Source organism: Streptomyces sp. ATexAB-D23 (genome assembly GCF_000373645.1).
Lineage (GTDB): Bacteria > Actinomycetota > Actinomycetes > Streptomycetales > Streptomycetaceae > Streptomyces > Streptomyces castrisilvae.
In genome coordinates, this window is sequence record NZ_KB892004.1 from 134,200 (window position 1) to 149,448 (window position 15,249).

At 74.3% G+C, this 15,249-nt stretch carries 16 protein-coding genes; 5 read left to right on the forward strand and 11 right to left on the reverse strand.

Going from position 1 to position 15,249, the window contains the following annotated elements:
• Positions 1–4 precede the first annotated feature (4 nt).
• On the reverse strand, positions 5–1,135 hold the full coding sequence (locus B082_RS0106410) for an alpha/beta hydrolase-fold protein (protein ID WP_018550983.1): 1,131 nt from the start codon (positions 1,133–1,135) through the stop codon (positions 5–7).
• Positions 1,136–1,284: 149 nt separating this feature from the next.
• On the opposite strand from B082_RS0106410, the gene B082_RS0106415 reads away from it, so the two are divergent.
• The gene (locus B082_RS0106415; protein WP_018550984.1) at positions 1,285–1,497 is read left to right on the forward strand and encodes an MbtH family protein; all 213 of its coding nucleotides are present in this window, start codon (positions 1,285–1,287) and stop codon (positions 1,495–1,497) included.
• A 77-nt stretch (positions 1,498–1,574) separates the two neighbouring features.
• A complete protein-coding gene (locus tag B082_RS0106420; protein WP_018550985.1) occupies positions 1,575–2,102 on the forward strand; it encodes a GNAT family N-acetyltransferase in 528 nt (175 codons plus the stop codon).
• A 52-nt stretch (positions 2,103–2,154) separates the two neighbouring features.
• Here the strand turns inward: B082_RS0106420 and argB are convergent, their stop codons facing one another.
• Complete coding sequence (gene argB / locus B082_RS0106425; RefSeq protein ID WP_018550986.1) at positions 2,155–3,003, reverse strand: acetylglutamate kinase; 849 nt, start codon at positions 3,001–3,003, stop codon at positions 2,155–2,157.
• 104 nt (positions 3,004–3,107) lie between these two features.
• Positions 3,108–6,482, reverse strand: coding sequence for a pyruvate carboxylase (locus B082_RS0106430; RefSeq protein ID WP_018550987.1), 3,375 nt, complete (start codon positions 6,480–6,482; stop codon positions 3,108–3,110).
• Between the two features lie 253 nt (positions 6,483–6,735).
• Between B082_RS0106430 and B082_RS0106435 the strand changes: the two genes are divergently transcribed.
• Positions 6,736–7,491 (forward strand): IclR family transcriptional regulator, encoded by a 756-nt coding sequence (locus tag B082_RS0106435; protein WP_018550988.1) that lies wholly within the window; start codon positions 6,736–6,738, stop codon positions 7,489–7,491.
• A gap of 11 nt (positions 7,492–7,502) precedes the next feature.
• On the opposite strand, the gene ligD is transcribed toward B082_RS0106435, so the two are convergent.
• The 6 genes from ligD to B082_RS0106465 all read right to left on the reverse strand — a co-directional run bounded on the left by ligD (position 7,503) and on the right by B082_RS0106465 (position 12,250).
• On the reverse strand, positions 7,503–8,471 hold the full coding sequence (ligD, locus tag B082_RS0106440) for a non-homologous end-joining DNA ligase (protein ID WP_018550989.1): 969 nt from the start codon (positions 8,469–8,471) through the stop codon (positions 7,503–7,505).
• A gap of 80 nt (positions 8,472–8,551) precedes the next feature.
• Complete coding sequence (locus tag B082_RS0106445; RefSeq protein ID WP_026249490.1) at positions 8,552–8,809, reverse strand: hypothetical protein; 258 nt, start codon at positions 8,807–8,809, stop codon at positions 8,552–8,554.
• Positions 8,810–8,965: 156 nt separating this feature from the next.
• Positions 8,966–9,598, reverse strand: a complete 633-nt coding sequence (locus B082_RS0106450; RefSeq protein ID WP_018550991.1) for a class I SAM-dependent methyltransferase — start codon at positions 9,596–9,598, stop codon at positions 8,966–8,968.
• Between the two features lie 46 nt (positions 9,599–9,644).
• On the reverse strand, positions 9,645–10,658 hold the full coding sequence (locus B082_RS0106455; RefSeq protein ID WP_018550992.1) for an NAD(P)/FAD-dependent oxidoreductase: 1,014 nt from the start codon (positions 10,656–10,658) through the stop codon (positions 9,645–9,647).
• Positions 10,655–11,182 carry an isoprenylcysteine carboxyl methyltransferase family protein gene (locus B082_RS0106460; protein ID WP_018550993.1) on the reverse strand — a complete coding sequence of 176 codons (528 nt, stop codon included), beginning with the start codon at positions 11,180–11,182 and terminating at the stop codon, positions 10,655–10,657. Before B082_RS0106460 ends, B082_RS0106455 begins: the two co-directional genes overlap by 4 nt.
• Before the next feature lie 12 nt (positions 11,183–11,194).
• The gene (locus tag B082_RS0106465; protein ID WP_018550994.1) at positions 11,195–12,250 is read right to left on the reverse strand and encodes a type III polyketide synthase; all 1,056 of its coding nucleotides are present in this window, start codon (positions 12,248–12,250) and stop codon (positions 11,195–11,197) included.
• A gap of 119 nt (positions 12,251–12,369) precedes the next feature.
• Here B082_RS0106465 and B082_RS0106470 point away from each other — a divergent pair, with 119 nt between their 5' ends.
• Positions 12,370–13,239 carry a UbiA family prenyltransferase gene (locus tag B082_RS0106470; RefSeq protein ID WP_018550995.1) on the forward strand — a complete coding sequence of 290 codons (870 nt, stop codon included), beginning with the start codon at positions 12,370–12,372 and terminating at the stop codon, positions 13,237–13,239.
• 25 nt (positions 13,240–13,264) lie between these two features.
• Here the strand turns inward: B082_RS0106470 and B082_RS0106475 are convergent, their stop codons facing one another.
• Positions 13,265–13,999, reverse strand: a complete 735-nt coding sequence (locus B082_RS0106475) for an SDR family NAD(P)-dependent oxidoreductase (protein WP_018550996.1) — start codon at positions 13,997–13,999, stop codon at positions 13,265–13,267.
• 150 nt (positions 14,000–14,149) lie between these two features.
• Positions 14,150–14,311: a DUF6381 family protein gene (locus B082_RS39425; RefSeq protein WP_018550997.1), complete on the reverse strand. Its 162-nt coding sequence runs from the start codon at positions 14,309–14,311 to the stop codon at positions 14,150–14,152.
• Between the two features lie 148 nt (positions 14,312–14,459).
• On the opposite strand from B082_RS39425, the gene B082_RS0106485 reads away from it, so the two are divergent.
• The gene (locus B082_RS0106485) at positions 14,460–15,164 is read left to right on the forward strand and encodes a ribonuclease H family protein (RefSeq protein WP_018550998.1); all 705 of its coding nucleotides are present in this window, start codon (positions 14,460–14,462) and stop codon (positions 15,162–15,164) included.
• Positions 15,165–15,249: the final 85 nt, after the last annotated feature.

The following is a 15,249-nucleotide window of genomic DNA, read 5'->3' on the forward strand; positions in this document are numbered from 1 at the left end:
GACCTCAGGCCAGGGCCCAGGCGACGTCCCGCAGCAGGGCGTGCCGCCAGCCCGCACGGTCGTGGCCGGACGCGGACCGCGACACCCGTACGGTCGCACCGGCCCGCTCGGTCAGGGCCTCGACCACCTCGCAGTGGGGGAGCATCCGCGTCTCGTGCTCGCCCACGTCGAAGGCGATCCGCAGGCCCTGGAGGCCGGCGCCCTCCCGCAGCCGGGCGGCGGCGGCGCCGCCCGCCGGGCCGTCCAGCGGATCCGTGCGGTGCGCGAGGCCGGGGGTCCACCAGAACGACCCCGACTGGCAGGCCACCCGCGACACCAGGTCGGGGAACTCCAGGGCGGCGTACAGGGCGCTCAGCCCGCCGAGGCTCTGCCCGGCGACCACCAGCCGGTCCGGGTCCGCGGGCTCCCCGCACCCCGCGACCAGCGGCAGGAGTTCGTCCCGGACCGCCTCCCACAGCTCGGGCCGCCACGCGAACTCGCCCGCCCGGTCCTTGGCCGGCAGGAAGACGAGCGTGACCGGTTCCATGGCGCCGCCCGCGACGGCCGCCTCGAACGCCGTCATGGCGGGGTGCAGGTACAGCCAGTCGTCCCCGTCGAGGAGCAGCACCACGGGCCCGCCGCCGCCCACCGGGTGGACCCGCACGGTGCGGCGTCCGCCGAGCCGCGCGGACGTCCAGCGCAGCCGGGTGGCCGGCACCGGCAGGATGTCGTCCGCGCCGACGAGGGGCCAGTACGGCTGCGCCGGGGCGTCCGGGGTGGCGGCGATCGAGCGGTCGCCCCCGGCTGCGGACGGATTGAGCGGGTCCGCGTGCGCCCCCTCGTCCGTGATGAACCGGTAGGTCACCCGCAGACGGGCGGGCATCGGCACCTCCGCGTACCAGCAGTCCGTGGCACCCCACCGGCACAGGGGCACCGGCTGCGACCAGCTCTCGAAGGCGATGTCGGCCGGGGAGCCGCGCCGGAGGAACAGCGTCACCCAGCCGCCGCCCTCGGCGCGCCGGGCAACCGGGCTCCGGGCCGCCGCCCAGAACGCGTCGGTGCCGGGCTCGCCGGGCAGTCCGAATCCGGCGAAGGGGCCTGTCGTGCCGGCCGCGAGGCCTGTCATGACCGGGTCCGTTCGGTCACCGGGAGGCATGAGGGGTCTCCTTGTGCTGAGGGAAAGGGAGAGGCTAAGCTCACGATTTATTAGGCGAGCCTAACCTAAGCTATTTTTCTCCTGACGAACTGACGCGCACTCTCGACGCGGCCGTCACCGGCCCGTTGGCCCGAGGAGGTACCGCCCGTATGAGCACCAACCCGTTCGACGACCCCGAAGGCCGTTTCCTGGTCCTGGTGAACGACGAGGGCCAGCACTCCCTGTGGCCGTCCTTCGCCGAGGTGCCCGGGGGCTGGACGGTCGCCTTCGATGAGAACACGCGCGAGGTGTGCCTCGCCTACGTCGAGGCCAACTGGACCGATCTGCGGCCCCGTTCGCTCGCGGCGATGATGGACGCCTGACCTCCCGTTCCCGACGCGCTCCGGCGGGACGGCCCGCCGGAGCGCTCCTGTTTTCGTGGAACCGAGGAAGGACAGCCTTGACCACGGCCACGCCGAGCCCCCTCCCGCCACCCTGCCCGCCGGCGGCCCGCGCGCCGGCACTCCGTATCCGTACGGCCGGAGCCGGTGACGCCGCCGGGCTCGCGGAACTCTCCCGGCCCTTCGCGCGGTCGGGGCAGCTGCGCGAGCGGCCGGACGCCCTGTATGCCGCCCGCGCGGCGGAATTCCTCGTCGCGGCCGGTCCCGGCGGCGGTCTGGAGGGCTGTGTGGGCCTGCGGGTGTACGCGGACGGGCCGGCGGGGGAGCCCGCTCCCACGGGCGTCCTGTACAACTTCTGCGTGGCCGGGCACCGGCAGGGGCGCGGCGTGGGGGCGGCGCTCCTGCGGACCGCGCTGGCCCTGGCGCGCACCCGGTCGCTCGGCGCCCTGTTCACCGCGACCACCGGGGACGGCCGGCTGTTTCGCCGGTACGGCTTCACGCCCGTGACGGTACGTCAGGCCCCGCGCCCCTGGGCGGAGTCCCTGGACCCCCGGCGCAACGCGCTGATTCTCGCCCGCATGCTGTGAGCGGGGGCGCCGGGCCGGACGCGCGTGAGCGTCCGGCCCGGCGCCGTTCGCGTCAGACCGTGCTCGTGACGTGGTCCGCCGAGGTGCCGGGGACCACGGTCGTGCCGGCGCCGTTGTCGCCCAGGACGCCCCGCAGCACCGCGTGCGGCACCCGGCCGTCGAGGATGTCCGCCCGGCCCACCCCGCCCCGCACGGCCCGCAGGCAGCCCTCCATCTTGGGCAGCATCCCGCTCGCCAGATCCGGCAGCAGCCCGTCCAGCGCGTCCGCCGTCAGCCGCCCGATCACCTCGGTGCTGCGCGGCCAGTCGGCGTACAGCCCGGCCACGTCCGTGAGGATCACCAGCCGCTCGGCCCCGAGCGCCACGGCCAGGGCGGACGCGGCGAGATCGGCGTTGACGTTGTAGACCTGCCCGTCGGCACCCCTCGCCACGGGGGAGACCACCGGTATGTGGCCACGCGTCAGAAGGGTGCGCACCATGTCCGGGTTCACCTCCACGATGTCCCCGACCTGGCCGATGTCGACCGGCACACCGTCCACCCAGGCGGGCCGCCGTACGGCCGTCAACGTGTGCGCGTCCTCGCCGGTCATGCCCACCGCGTAGGGGCCGTGGCTGTTGATGTGACCCACCAGTTCGCGCTGGACCCGGCCGGAGAGCACCATGCGCACGACGTCCATGGTCTCCGCCGTGGTCACCCGCAGACCCGCCTCGAAACGGCTCTCCAGGCCGAGGCGGTCGAGCATCGCGCTGATCTGCGGGCCGCCCCCGTGCACGACGACCGGGCGCAGACCCTCGCGCCACAACTCCACGACATCCTGGGCGAACGCCTGTTGCAGGCTCGCGTCGACCATGGCGTTGCCGCCGAACTTGATGACGACGGCCGGACTCAGATCCTCTTCCATTTAGCTTAGCCTAACCTTAATTGGCTCGGCGTTGGTGGTGAAAAGGCCCGCCGGGGGAGCTGTCGCCCCCCGGCGGGCCGGGCCGGGGGGAACCCGGCGAAGGATCAGCCGATCTCGATGAGCAGGTCGCCCGCCTCGACCTGCTGGACCCGGCCGATGGCGAGGCGCCGCACCACCCCGGCGGACTGGGCGGTGATCGAGGCCTCCATCTTCATCGCCTCGATGGTGGCCACGGTCTGACCCGCCGACACCGAAGCGCCCTCCTCCACCTGGAGCGTGACCACCCCGGCGAACGGCGCCGCGACATGACCGGCGTCGGCGCGGTCCGCCTTCTCCGCCGCCTTCACCTCGGTCGCCACCGACCTGTCCCGCACCGACACCGGACGCAACTGGCCGTTGAGCGTGGCCAGTACGCTGCGGAAACCGCGCTCGTCCGGTTCGGACACGGCCTCCAGCTCGATCAGCAGCGTGACCCCGCGGTCGAGCGTGACGGTGTGCTCGGTCTCCGTCTCCAGCCCGTACAGGAAGTCCGGTGTCGGCAGCACCGAGGTGTCGCCGTACGCCTCCCGGTGGGCGTTGAACTCCTTGGTCGGGCCGGGGAACAGCAGCCGGTTCAGGGTCGCGCGCGGCGTCTCGCGCAGCGCCTCGCGGTCCTCGTCCGACAGGTACGGCGTCTGCGCCCTCTCGGGGCGGCCCTGCAGGGCCCTGGTGCGGAACGGCTCGGGCCAGCCGCCGGGCGGGTCGCCCAGCTCACCGCGGAGGAAGCCGATCACCGAGTCCGGCACGTCGAACCTGCCCGGGTCCGACTCGAAGTCAGAGGCCTCGACACCCGCGCCCACCAGGTGCAGCGCCAGGTCACCGACCACCTTCGACGACGGCGTCACCTTCACCAGCCGGCCCAGCATGCGGTCGGCCGCGGCGTAGCAGTCCTCGATGAGCTCGAAGCGGTCGCCGAGGCCCAGCGCGATGGCCTGCTGGCGCAGGTTGGACAGCTGGCCGCCCGGGATCTCGTGGTGGTAGATCCGGCCGGTCGGAGACGCGAGCCCCGACTCGAAGGGGGCGTACACCTTGCGGGTCGCCTCCCAGTACGGCTCCAGGTCGCCGACCGCCTGGAGCGAGAGGCCCGTCGCGCGCTCCGTGTGATCGGTGGCGGCCACCAGCGCGGACAGCGGGGGCTGGCTGGTGGTGCCGGCCATCGACGCGACGGCCGCGTCCACCGCGTCCACCCCCGCGTCGATCGCGGCGATCAGCGTGCCCAGCTGACCGCCGGCCGTGTCATGTGTGTGCAGGTGGACCGGCAGGTCGAACCGCTCGCGCAACGCGGTGACCAGGGTGCGCGCGGCGGGCGGGCGCAGCAGCCCGGCCATGTCCTTGATGGCGAGCACATGCGCGCCCGCCTCCACGATCTGCTCCGCGAGCCGAAGGTAGTAGTCCAGCGTGTACAGCGTCTCGCCGGGGTCGGACAGATCGGCGGTGTAGCACAGGGCCACCTCGGCGAGCGAGGTGCCGGTGGCGCGTACCGCGTCGATCGCCGGGCGCATCTGCGACACGTCGTTGAGGGCGTCGAAGATCCGGAAGATGTCCATGCCTGCCGAGGCCGCCTCGGAGACGAACGCCTCGGTGACCTCGGTCGGGTACGGCGTGTACCCGACGGTGTTGCGCCCGCGCAGCAGCATCTGCGTACAGATGTTGGGCACCGCCTCACGGAGCTTGACCAGCCGCTCCCACGGGTCCTCGGCGAGGAACCGCAACGCCACGTCGTAGGTGGCGCCGCCCCAGCACTCCAGGCTCAGCAACTGCGGGACGGTGTGCGCGACATGCGGCGCGACGGCCAGCAGATCGCGGGTGCGCACCCGGGTGGCGAGCAGGGACTGATGGGCGTCGCGGAACGTGGTGTCGGTGACCGCGACGGCCGGCTGGGCGCGCAGCTCGGCGGCGAACGCCTCCGGGCCCAGCTCGGCGAGGCGCTGACGCGAGCCGGGCGGCGGCGTGCCCGGCGGCAGCGCGGGCAGCTTCCCGGCCGGGTCGATGACCGAGGGGCGGGGGCCGTAGGGCCGGTTGACCGTGGTCTCGGCGAGGTAGCTGAGCATCCGGCTGCCGCGGTCCGCGGAGGGCCGGGCCCGGATCAGCTCGGGATGGGTGTCGATGAAGCTGGTCGTGACGCGCCCCGCCCGGAAGTCCGGGTGGTCGAGCACGGCCCCCAGGAACGGCAGGTTGGTCGCCACCCCGCGGATGCGGAACTCGGCGATCGCCCGGCGTGCCCGGCGGGCCGCGTTGGCGAAGTCGTGGCCGTGGCAGGTGAGCTTGACCAGCATCGAGTCGAAGTGGGCGGACACCTCCGCACCCGTGTGGACCGTGCCGCCGTCCAGCCGGACGCCGGGGCCGCCGGGGGAGCGGTAGGCGGAGATCGTGCCGGTGTCCGGACGGAACCCGTTGGCCGGGTCCTCCGTCGTGATCCGGCACTGCATCGCGGTGCCGTTGAGCGTGATGTCTTCCTGGGAGAGGTGCAGTTGGGGCAGTGTCAGGCCGGCGGCGATCCGCAGCTGCGCGATCACCAGGTCGCGCCCGGTGACCTGCTCGGTCACCGTGTGCTCGACCTGGATGCGCGGATTCATCTCGATGAACACGTGGTTGCCGCGCTCGTCGACGAGGAATTCGACGGTGCCCGCGTTGACGTACCCGATGTGCCGGGCGAAGGCGACGGCGTCCGCGCAGATCCGCTCGCGCAGGGCCGGGTCCAGATTCGGGGCGGGCGCGATCTCCACCACCTTCTGGTGGCGGCGCTGGAGCGAACAGTCCCGCTCGTAGAGGTGTACGACGTTGCCCTCGGCGTCGGCGAGGATCTGCACCTCGATGTGGCGCGGGTTGATCACCGCCTGTTCCAGGAAGACCGTCGCGTCACCGAAGGCGGACCGCGCCTCGCGCATCGCCGCGTCGATCGCCTCGCGCAGCTCCGCCGGCTCGGCCACCCGGCGCATGCCGCGCCCGCCGCCACCGGCGACCGCCTTGACGAAGACGGGAAAGCCGATGTCCTCGGAGGCCGCGACGAGAACGTCCACGTCCTCGGACGGCTCGGACGACTTCAGCACCGGAACACCGGCCTCCCGGGCCGCCGCCACCGCACGGGACTTGTTGCCCGTCAGGTTCAGCACCGACGCCGGAGGCCCCACGAAGGTGATCCCGGCCGCCGAGCACGCCGCCGCCAGGTCCGGGTTCTCCGACAGGAAGCCGTAACCCGGGTAGATCGCGTCCGCCCCCGCCCTGCGCGCGGCCTCGACCACCTCGTCCACCGACAGGTACGCCCGCACCGGGTGCCCCGGCTCCCCGATCCGGTAGGCCTCGTCGGCCTTGGCCCGGTGCAGGGAGTTGCGGTCCTCGTACGGGAACACGGCCACGGTGGAGACGCCGAGCTCGAACGCCGCGCGGAACGCGCGGATGGCGATCTCACCGCGGTTGGCGACCAATACCTTGTCGAACATCAAACTCCCCAGTCGTGTCACGAGCGAGTGGCGTCAGGAGGGACGGAAGCACGGGCGGTCCGGCTCGGGCAGGCGAAGCCGCGTCGCGGGGCCGCGAGGCGGCGGCGAGGGGCTCCGTGACTCTCCGGGACCGAAGTGTTCGTCACCGTACCCGAGACTTCCCCGGAGATCGCGGGCACAGAAGATGGCCTGTGTCACGTCCCGGAAACCTTGCCCGGGTGCGGCCACCGGGGACCGGGGCCATGCTGGGGGCATGGCCGACCACGCCGGCTCCGAGCCCGTCGCCGCCGTCCGGCGCGCACTGCGGCTCCTGGAGGCCGCCGGAGAACACGAGGGCGACGCCACCGGGGAGCAGCTGGCCCGGGAGGCGGGAATCGCCCCGGCCGAAGCCGGCGCGCTGCTGCCCGTGCTGGTGCGGGACGGCTATCTGACAGAGCGGGACGACCACACGTACGCCCTCGCCGGCACCGCCTCCGGGCCCCCGGCCGGACAGGGCGCCGAGGATCTCCCCGGGCGCGTCCGGCCCGTCCTCAGTGCCCTGCGCGACGAACTCTCGGCCGCCTCCTACCTCACCCTGTACGAGGACGGCGAGATCCGGGTCATGGAGATCGCGGACAGCGCGCGGACCCCCCGCGTGGACCTCTGGGTGGGGGTCGAGGAGGCCGGACACGCCACGGCCCTCGGCAAGAGCGTGCTGCGCGAACTGGACGAGGAAGCGCGCGCCGACTACTTCTCCCGGCACGCCCTGACCGGCCTCACACCCCGGACCATCACGCACCGGGACGAGCTGATCGCGCAGCTCGACGGCTCACCCGCCCCGGTCGTCATGGACCGCGAGGAGTACGTGCGCGGCACCACCTGCGTGGCGGTGCCGGTCTACAACGGCGAGCAGGTCGGCTCCCTCGGCATCTCGTTCCGGTCGGACCGGATGTACCGGACCACCCGCGTCCGGGAGGGCCTGCTGGCGGCCGCCCTGCGGGTGTCCAGGGACCTCTCGCTGCCCGGCTGAGCGGGCCGCGCTCACCCCAGCCGGGTCAGATCCGGCCGCAGCCGCTGCCACACCGGATGACGCAGGCGGCCGGCGGCGGTCCACTGCGAGGCGCTGACCTCAGCGACCAGCCGCGGCTCCACCCAGTGCGCTCCGGCCACATCGACCGGGCCGGTGAACGGGGATCCCGGGCGGCCGATCACCTCCAGGTACGACCTCAGCTCCGCCAGCTCCCGGTCGGACATCCCCGACCCGACGGAGCCCGCGTACCGCAGACCGGCCGGGTCGTCCACACCGACCAGCACCGCCCCCGGGACACCCGCGGGCGCCCCGTTCCGCTGGGTCCAGCCGCCGATGACCACATCATGCGTCTCGACCCGCTTCGTCTTGCGCCAGTCGGGTGAACGGACACCCGGCATGTACGGCGAGGACAGCCGCTTGGCGACCACACCCTCCAGGCCCCCGCGCACGACGGTCTCCCACGCCTTGGCGCCGTGCCCGTGCACATAGGACGGCACCGACCAGTGCGGACCGGCGGACAGCAGGGCGGACAGCGCCGCGCGGCGCTCCTCGTAGGCCAGGGCCGACAGCGGGCGGCCGTCGAGGAACATCACGTCGAACACCACCAGGTGCGCGGGGAAGTCCAGCGCCAGCCGGGCGGCGCGGCGCGCGTTCATGATGCCCATCCGGCGCTGGAGCAGCCCGAAGTCGGACCGCCCCGACGAGTCCAGGGCCACGATCTCGCCGTCCAGGACCGCGCTGTGCCCCCGTAGCACGTCGCCCAGGGCATGCAGCTCCGGATAGGTGGGCGTGACGTCGTTGTGAGCCCGGGAGGTCAGCCGGAGCGTGCCGTCGCCCGGGGTGGAGACGACGCAGCGGGCACCGTCCCACTTGGCCTCGAACGCCCACCCCGTGTCGGGCACGGGCAGGGGACCGGGAACGGCCAGCATCGGTGCGATCGACGGGGGCGCCCCGGCTGCGTCCGGGGGGTGGGGGGCCATAGCCTCCATGATCGAACGCCCGGCGGATCTTCGCAGTCCGGGACGCGCCCGGCACCGCCCCGCCGCGCACCGGACACGGCTCAGCCCGGGGACTCGTCCGGCACCGGGTGTTCGGGGTGCACCCCGGCGTTGCGCGGTGTGCCCCGGCCCGAACCGGACTCGTCCGGGTCGGGCGCCCCGTGCGCGTCGTCCTTGTCGGGGTCCGCGGAGGGCGGCGGCGGCACGTCCATCGGGTCCTCGCCCTCCTGGACCTGCTGGTCGGGCATGTCGGCGGGCACCGGAGGCGGGCTCGGAGACGCACCGGAGTGGACGGGTCCCTCTGCTCTGCGGTCGGTCATGAAGATCCTCCGTCGTTGTCCCCGCGGGCGGGCGGCGGGGCATCGGTCGCCTCGCGCGAGCGGGTACCCACGGCACGTCGGACAACTCATTGTGGGCCGGTCGGCGCCCGACGGCACCTCTGCGGCCCCCGGGCGGCCCCGGCGACCGGCGCCCCCTCAGCGCCGCCGGGCGAGCAGGAACATCTGGGGTTCGGGGACGGCCGCCGGGAGGGCCGGGACGAACATGCTGCTCTCCCGGGACAGGACCGTGAAGCCGGCCCCCTCCACCATCGTCGTGAACTCGTTCTCGCCGAAGCTGGTCACCTCCACCGGCTGGCCCATGAACGTCCCGCTGACCCCCTCCACGTCCAGCGGCACCGTCGCCACGGCCAGATGGCCCCCGGGCCGCAGCACCCGCCCGGCCAGCCGGAAGACCTCCGCCTGCTCCTCGCGCGACATCTGCAAGAGGGCGAAGTACACGCACACCGCGTCGAAAGCGCCTTCCTCCAGCGGGAGTTCCCGGACGTCGGCGCAGCGGAACTCGGCGGCCGGCACCTGCCGGGCCGCGATGTCCACCATGACCGGCGACACATCGACACCCAGCACCGTGTGGCCGGCCTCGGCGAGCGTCTGGGCGGTCGGCCGGCCCGTGCCGCTGCCGATGTCGAGCACCCGGCTGTGCGGAGGCAGGACCTCCAGCAACCGCTCCAGCGAGGCGCGGTGCGCGGCCGAGCCGGCGAACGCCTCCTCGTATTCGGTACCGAGCGCGTCGAACACCGCCGCCGCGGTGCGAGGTTCTCCCGCTGACATGGCCCATCCCTTCCTGCTCCGGTACTGCTCCGGCGCTCTCCTACTTCTACTGCAACGCGTGTACCGCCGCACCGAAAACGCGCGGCGCGAGGTGGGCGCCCGGCACGATCAGCCGGGCCGTGGCGGGCCGCCGGGCCGCCGCCAGCAGCCCCGCCGTCAGCAACCGATGGCGCAGGGTCAGCCGCTGCCAGCGTGCGGGGTAGGCCTGCGGCCGGCCGGCGGCGAGCGCCTCCACCGCGGCGGCGGCCGTCGCCACGGCCAGCGCGACGCCCTCACCGGTCAGCGCGTCCAGATACCCCGCCGCGTCCCCGACCAGCAGCACCCGGCCGGCCCGCCGCGCCCGCGCCCGCCGCCGCAGCGGCCCGGCACCCCGTACGGGACCTGCCTCCCGGCCGCGCAGGGAGGCGGCCAGGCGGGGGAAGGCGGCCAGATGCCCCGCGTACGGCAGCCGCTCGCGGCTGAGCACGGCCACCCCCACCGAACCGTCCCCGAGCGGCGTCACGTACGCCTCGCCGTGCCGGGACCAGTGGACCTCCACGAACCCGGTCCACGGGGCGATGCGGTAGTGCCGGCGCAGCCCGTACCGGCGGACCGGCGCCGCGGGCCCGTCGAGGCCCAGCTCCCGGCGCAGCGGCGAGTGCAGCCCGTCGGCGGCGATCAGCCAGCGGGCCGTCAGGCCGGCCGCCTCCACCCGGTCCCCTTCCTGCCGTACCCCGGCGACCTTGCCCGCGACGATCCGGACGCCCAGCTCCAGGGCCCGCAGGTGCAGCGCGGCGTGCAGCGCGGTGCGCCGGACCCCCAGCCCCGTCCCGCCACGGAAGGGCGCGAGGGCGCTGCGGGCCCCCTCCACATACCGGATGCCGTGCAACGGATGCCCGGCCACCGGGACACCCAGGGCCTTCAGCGCCGCCACACCGCTCGGCATGATGCCCTCACCGCACGCCTTGTCGATGGGAGCGGTCCTCGGCTCCACGACCACCGTCTCCATGCCGAGCCCGGCGGCCCGGATCGCCGCCGCCAGCCCCGCCGGGCCGCCGCCCGCGACCAGCAGGTCGATCATGCCGGTGCGCCCGCCGGGGTCACGGAGGCGAGCGCGGCCTCCTCGCACCGCACCCGCACGGCCATCAGCAGGGCGTTGAGCACCGTGAACACCACGGCCGTCACCCACGCGCCGTGGACCAGGGGCAGGGCGACTCCCTCAGCGGCGACGGCCACGTAATTGGGGTGGCGCAGCAGACGGTACGGTCCGCCCGTCACCAGCGGCAGGCCGGGCACGACGACGACCCGGGTGTTCCAGCGGGGCCCGAGCGTACGGACGCACCACCAGCGCAGCGCCTGCGCGGCCAGGACCACCGCCACCATCGCCCAGCCGAGCAGCGGAACGAACGGCCTGCCCGCCACCCCCGCCTCCACCAGGCAGCCCGCCAGCAGCGCCGTGTGCAGGGCGACCATCGCCGGATAGTGGCCCCGCCCCGACTCCACACCGCCCCTGGTCCGCGCCCAGCGGGTGTGGCGCACCGCGAGGGCGAGTTCGGCGACGCGCTCACCGGCCACGGCCAGCACCAGCGCGGCGTACCAGATCATGAGTCCTCCGACCTACCAGCGCAGCAGCACCAGTTCGCAGCAGAATCCCGGGCCCATCGCCATCAGCAGACCCGGCGAACCACGCTCGGGCCGGCGCTGCTCCAGCGTGTCGCGCAGCACGTGCAGCACCGAGGAGGAGGACAGGTTGCCCACCTCGGCCAGCGACCGCCAGGTGACGTCGAGTGCCCCCTCCGGGAGCGAGAGGACATCGGACACGGCCTCCAGGACCTTCGGCCCGCCCGGGTGGCACACCCAGTGCGCCACATCCTTCGGCTTGAGCCCGTGCTCCGCGAGGAAGCCACGCACATCGTCCGCCAGATAGCGGCGCACCACGTCGGGCACACCGGGGTCGAGCAGCACCTTGAAACCCGAATCGCGGATGTCCCAGCCCATCACGTGCTCGGTGTCCGGATACATCCGGCTGCGCGTGGCCACCACCTCCGGCCCGTCGCCGGGGCCCCGGCCCGCGCCGAGTGCGACCACGGCCGCCGCCCCGTCACCGAACAGGGCGGTCGCCACCAGGTTCGCGGGCGTCGCGTCCCGCCGCTGGAAGGTGAGCGAGCACAGTTCGACCGAGAGCAGGACCGCGACGTCCTCGGGCCGGCCGAGGAGGTAGTCGTGCAGCCGGGCCACCCCGGCCGCCCCGGCCACACAGCCGAGCCCGAACACCGGCAGCCGCTTCACATCGGGGCGCAGCCCGAGCCGCCCCACCAGCCGGGCGTCCACGGAGGGTGCCGCCACCCCCGTCACGGACGTGAACATCAGCAGGTCCACGTCCTCGGGACGCAGCCCGGCCGTCCGCAGCGCCCCGCGCAGCGCGTCGGCGCCCAGGTCCACCGCCGCGCCGATGAACACGTCATTGGCGTCCCCGAAGCCGTCCAGCTCCCCGTACCGCTCCAGGGGCAGCACCATGTTCCGGGTCCGCACCCGCGCGTTCGCGTGCAGCCGGTCCAGGACACGCCGGTCGGCACCGGGGGGCAGACAGGTACGGGCCACCATGTCGGTGACCTCCCGCTGGGTGTGGCGGTACGGGGCGAGAGTGCCGTGCACGGCTGCGATCCGGGTCATCCGGGGTCCCGCTGAGGAGGCGTCATGCGCTCATCCCTGCCCCGAGAGGTGGGCAAACCACCGCAAACAACCCGTGCGGGTGGCACCCTCCGGCGGCTCCCGGTGCCTACGATCACGGCATGGGCACCCCCGACCCCCCGCGCTCCTGCGCCGCGCCCGCGTGGCCGTTCCCGCGCACGCTCGCGCTGGCCCGCTCGTGCCATCCGGGCCCGGCGGCCGCGGTGACCGTGATCGCGGCGGTCCTGGGCGCGGGGGCGGGTCTGGACGGCGCCCGCACCGCCCTGCTCGTCGCGGCGGTGCTGAGCGGCCAGCTGTCGGTGGGGTGGTGCAACGACGCGCACGATGCCCGGCGGGACGCCGCGGCCGGCCGCGGCGGCAAACCGGTGGCCGACGGATCGGTGAGCCGGCGGACGGTGTGGTCGGCGGCGTTCACCGCGGCCCTGCTGTGCGTCCCCCTCTCCCTGGCCTGCGGCCCGCTCGCCGGAACCGTGCACCTGGCGGCGGTGGCCGCCGCCTGGTCCTACAACCTGAAGCTGAAGGCCACGGTCCTGTCCTGGCTGCCGTACGCGATCGGCTTCGCCGCCCTGCCGGCCCTGGCCGCGCTGACCGTGCCCGGCGGCCCGGGGCCCGCCTGGTGGCTGGTGACCGCCGGAGCCCTGCTCGGGGTGGCCGCCCACCTGGCCGACGTCCTCCCCGACATCGGGGACGACCTGCGCGGCGGCGTACGCGGACTGCCGCAGCGCCTCGGCCCCACCGCCACCCGCCTCCTGCTCCCCGTGCCCCTCCTGGCGGCATCGGTGACCCTCGCCCTCGCCCCACCGGGCCCACCCGGCCCCGCGGGCACACTGACACTCGTCGTGGCACTCCCGACACTCCTGGCAGGCCTCCTCCTCGCCCGCCACCACCGCAAGGCTCCCCTGGCCGCCGCCGCCCTCATCGCACTGGCCGACGTGGCGCTCCTGGCGGCGCGGGGGTCGGGCCGGGCGTGAGGGGGCTTCACGCGACCGCGACCGGTCAGCGTCCGCCCGCCACGCGCAGGACCGTTCCCGTCGCGTACGACGCGTCGTCCGAGAGCAGCCAGGCGACGGCGCCCGCGATCTCCTCGGGCTGTCCGGGGCGGCCCAGGGGAATGCCGGGGCCGAGCTTGTCGGGGCGCTCGGGGTCCGCGTGGAATTCGGTGCGGATCACTCCGGGCGCCACCGCGTTGACGCGGATGCCCGCCGGGCCGGTCTCCTTGGACAGTCCGACGGTCATCGTGTCGACGGCCCCCTTGGCGGCGGCGTAGTGCACGTACTCGCCTGGGCTGCCCAAGGTGGCGGCGGCCGAGGACACGTTCACGATCGCCCCGCCGCCCGTGCGCGTCATGTCGCGCACCGCACGCCGCGCGCAGAGCAGGTAGCCGAGGACGTTGACCTCCAGGGCGCGCCGCATCCCCGCCGCGTCGGCGTCGGCGAGCGGGCCCACCGGGCCGCTCACGCCCGCGTTGTTGACCAGGCCGGTGACCGGGCCCAGCTCGGCGGCGGCCGTGTCGAAGAGCCGGTCGACGTCCGCCTCGTCGGCGGTGTCCGTCCGGACCGTCACGCAGCGCCGGCCGCTCGCGCGCACCGCGTCGGCGACGGACTCGGCGGCCGCGGAGTCGCAGTGGTAGGCCAGGGCGATGTCGTGGCCCTCGTCCGCCAGTCGTACGCAGACCGCCGCACCGATGCCGCGGCTGCCGCCGGTGACCACGGTGACACGCTGGCTGTTCATGGCAGGCTCCTCGCTTCGCGCCGTCGTGCGGCCATCGTAGGCGGGATGATCAAGCCCCCGGCCAGGGGGCCGGGCCGCCCCGGGAACGCGGCGGTGGACTGCCACCCACTCATGGAAGAGTGACAGTCCACCGGTCTGTGCGCGGTGCCGCTACACGGGGAGGCCGCTGTTCTCCCGGCCGTCCTGCTGCTCGCCCCGCTCCCGCAGCTTCCGGGCCTTCTCCTGGAGCCGGCGACGCTGCTCCGGGTCGCTGGTGCGCTCGGCGGCCTCGGCCATGTGCCGGGCGCGCTCGTTGTCTCGTGCGGCGCTCATCGTCACTCCTCGGGACGGTGGGGAAGAGCGGGCACCTTCAGAGAAGCAGCGCACCGTGGGCAACGCACGACGAAGCGTCACGCGCCGTGATGGGCGCAGGTGGGGGAGGGTGGCGGAGCCGGGTCCCGGCGCTGGCATGATCGGGGGTATGAACGAGCGCATGATCGCCGCGTGTGACGGGGCGTCGAAGGGTAATCCGGGGCCCGCGGCCTGGGCCTATGTGGTGGCCGACGCCGAGGGCGTACCGCAGCGGTGGGAGGCGGGGCCGCTCGGCACCGCCACGAACAACGTCGCCGAGCTCACCGCCCTGCGGGAACTGCTGGAGTCGGTCGGCACGGCCGCGCCGCTCGAAGTGCGGATGGACTCGCAGTACGCGATGAACGCCGTCACCAAGTGGCTGCCCGGCTGGAAGCGCAACGGCTGGAAGACCTCGGCCGGAAAGCCCGTGGCCAACCGCGAGCTGGTGACCCGCATCGACGAACTCCTCGGCGAGCGGACCGTGCGGTTCGTCTACGTGCCCGCCCACCAGGTGGACGGCGACCCGCTGAACGCGATCGCCGACCAGGCCGCCAGCGAAGCGGCCGTCGGTCAGTGCGCCGCCGGCACCTCGCACGGCTCGGCCACGCCCGTCCCCGCGCCCTCCCGCGCCACCGAGGGCCGGCGGACCGGTGCCGCGGTGAAGCGGACCGGGAGCACGGCGAAGAAGGCCGGGAGCGCGGGGCGCGCGGGTGCCACCATCCGCGCCAAGTTCGCCGGCCGCTGCCACTGCGGAAAGCCGTACGCCGCCAAGGACATGATCGCGAAGAACGACCACGGCTGGGGCCACCCGGAGTGCCGGACCGCCTCCGCCTGACCGCCCGCCGCACGCCGGGGAGGCCCGGTGCGCGCGGCGGGCGGGGGCCAACTCCCCCCGTACACACGCCGGGTGGGGCGAACCC

What these genes read in the sequence shown, in the direction of transcription:
- B082_RS0106410 (WP_018550983.1), bottom strand. Translation starts at nt 1,135, where the DNA reads ATGCCTCCCGGTGACCGAACGGACCCGGTCATGACAGGCCTCGCGGCC.
- B082_RS0106415 (WP_018550984.1), top strand. Translation starts at nt 1,285, where the DNA reads ATGAGCACCAACCCGTTCGACGACCCCGAAGGCCGTTTCCTGGTCCTG.
- argB (WP_018550986.1), bottom strand. Translation starts at nt 3,003, where the DNA reads ATGGAAGAGGATCTGAGTCCGGCCGTCGTCATCAAGTTCGGCGGCAAC.
- B082_RS0106430 (WP_018550987.1), bottom strand. Translation starts at nt 6,482, where the DNA reads ATGTTCGACAAGGTATTGGTCGCCAACCGCGGTGAGATCGCCATCCGC.
- B082_RS0106435 (WP_018550988.1), top strand. Translation starts at nt 6,736, where the DNA reads ATGGCCGACCACGCCGGCTCCGAGCCCGTCGCCGCCGTCCGGCGCGCA.
- ligD (WP_018550989.1), bottom strand. Translation starts at nt 8,471, where the DNA reads ATGGCCCCCCACCCCCCGGACGCAGCCGGGGCGCCCCCGTCGATCGCA.
- B082_RS0106445 (WP_026249490.1), bottom strand. Translation starts at nt 8,809, where the DNA reads ATGACCGACCGCAGAGCAGAGGGACCCGTCCACTCCGGTGCGTCTCCG.
- B082_RS0106450 (WP_018550991.1), bottom strand. Translation starts at nt 9,598, where the DNA reads ATGTCAGCGGGAGAACCTCGCACCGCGGCGGCGGTGTTCGACGCGCTC.
- B082_RS0106455 (WP_018550992.1), bottom strand. Translation starts at nt 10,658, where the DNA reads ATGATCGACCTGCTGGTCGCGGGCGGCGGCCCGGCGGGGCTGGCGGCG.
- B082_RS0106460 (WP_018550993.1), bottom strand. Translation starts at nt 11,182, where the DNA reads ATGATCTGGTACGCCGCGCTGGTGCTGGCCGTGGCCGGTGAGCGCGTC.
- B082_RS0106465 (WP_018550994.1), bottom strand. Translation starts at nt 12,250, where the DNA reads ATGACCCGGATCGCAGCCGTGCACGGCACTCTCGCCCCGTACCGCCAC.
- B082_RS0106470 (WP_018550995.1), top strand. Translation starts at nt 12,370, where the DNA reads ATGGGCACCCCCGACCCCCCGCGCTCCTGCGCCGCGCCCGCGTGGCCG.
- B082_RS0106475 (WP_018550996.1), bottom strand. Translation starts at nt 13,999, where the DNA reads ATGAACAGCCAGCGTGTCACCGTGGTCACCGGCGGCAGCCGCGGCATC.
- B082_RS39425 (WP_018550997.1), bottom strand. Translation starts at nt 14,311, where the DNA reads ATGAGCGCCGCACGAGACAACGAGCGCGCCCGGCACATGGCCGAGGCC.
- B082_RS0106485 (WP_018550998.1), top strand. Translation starts at nt 14,460, where the DNA reads ATGAACGAGCGCATGATCGCCGCGTGTGACGGGGCGTCGAAGGGTAAT.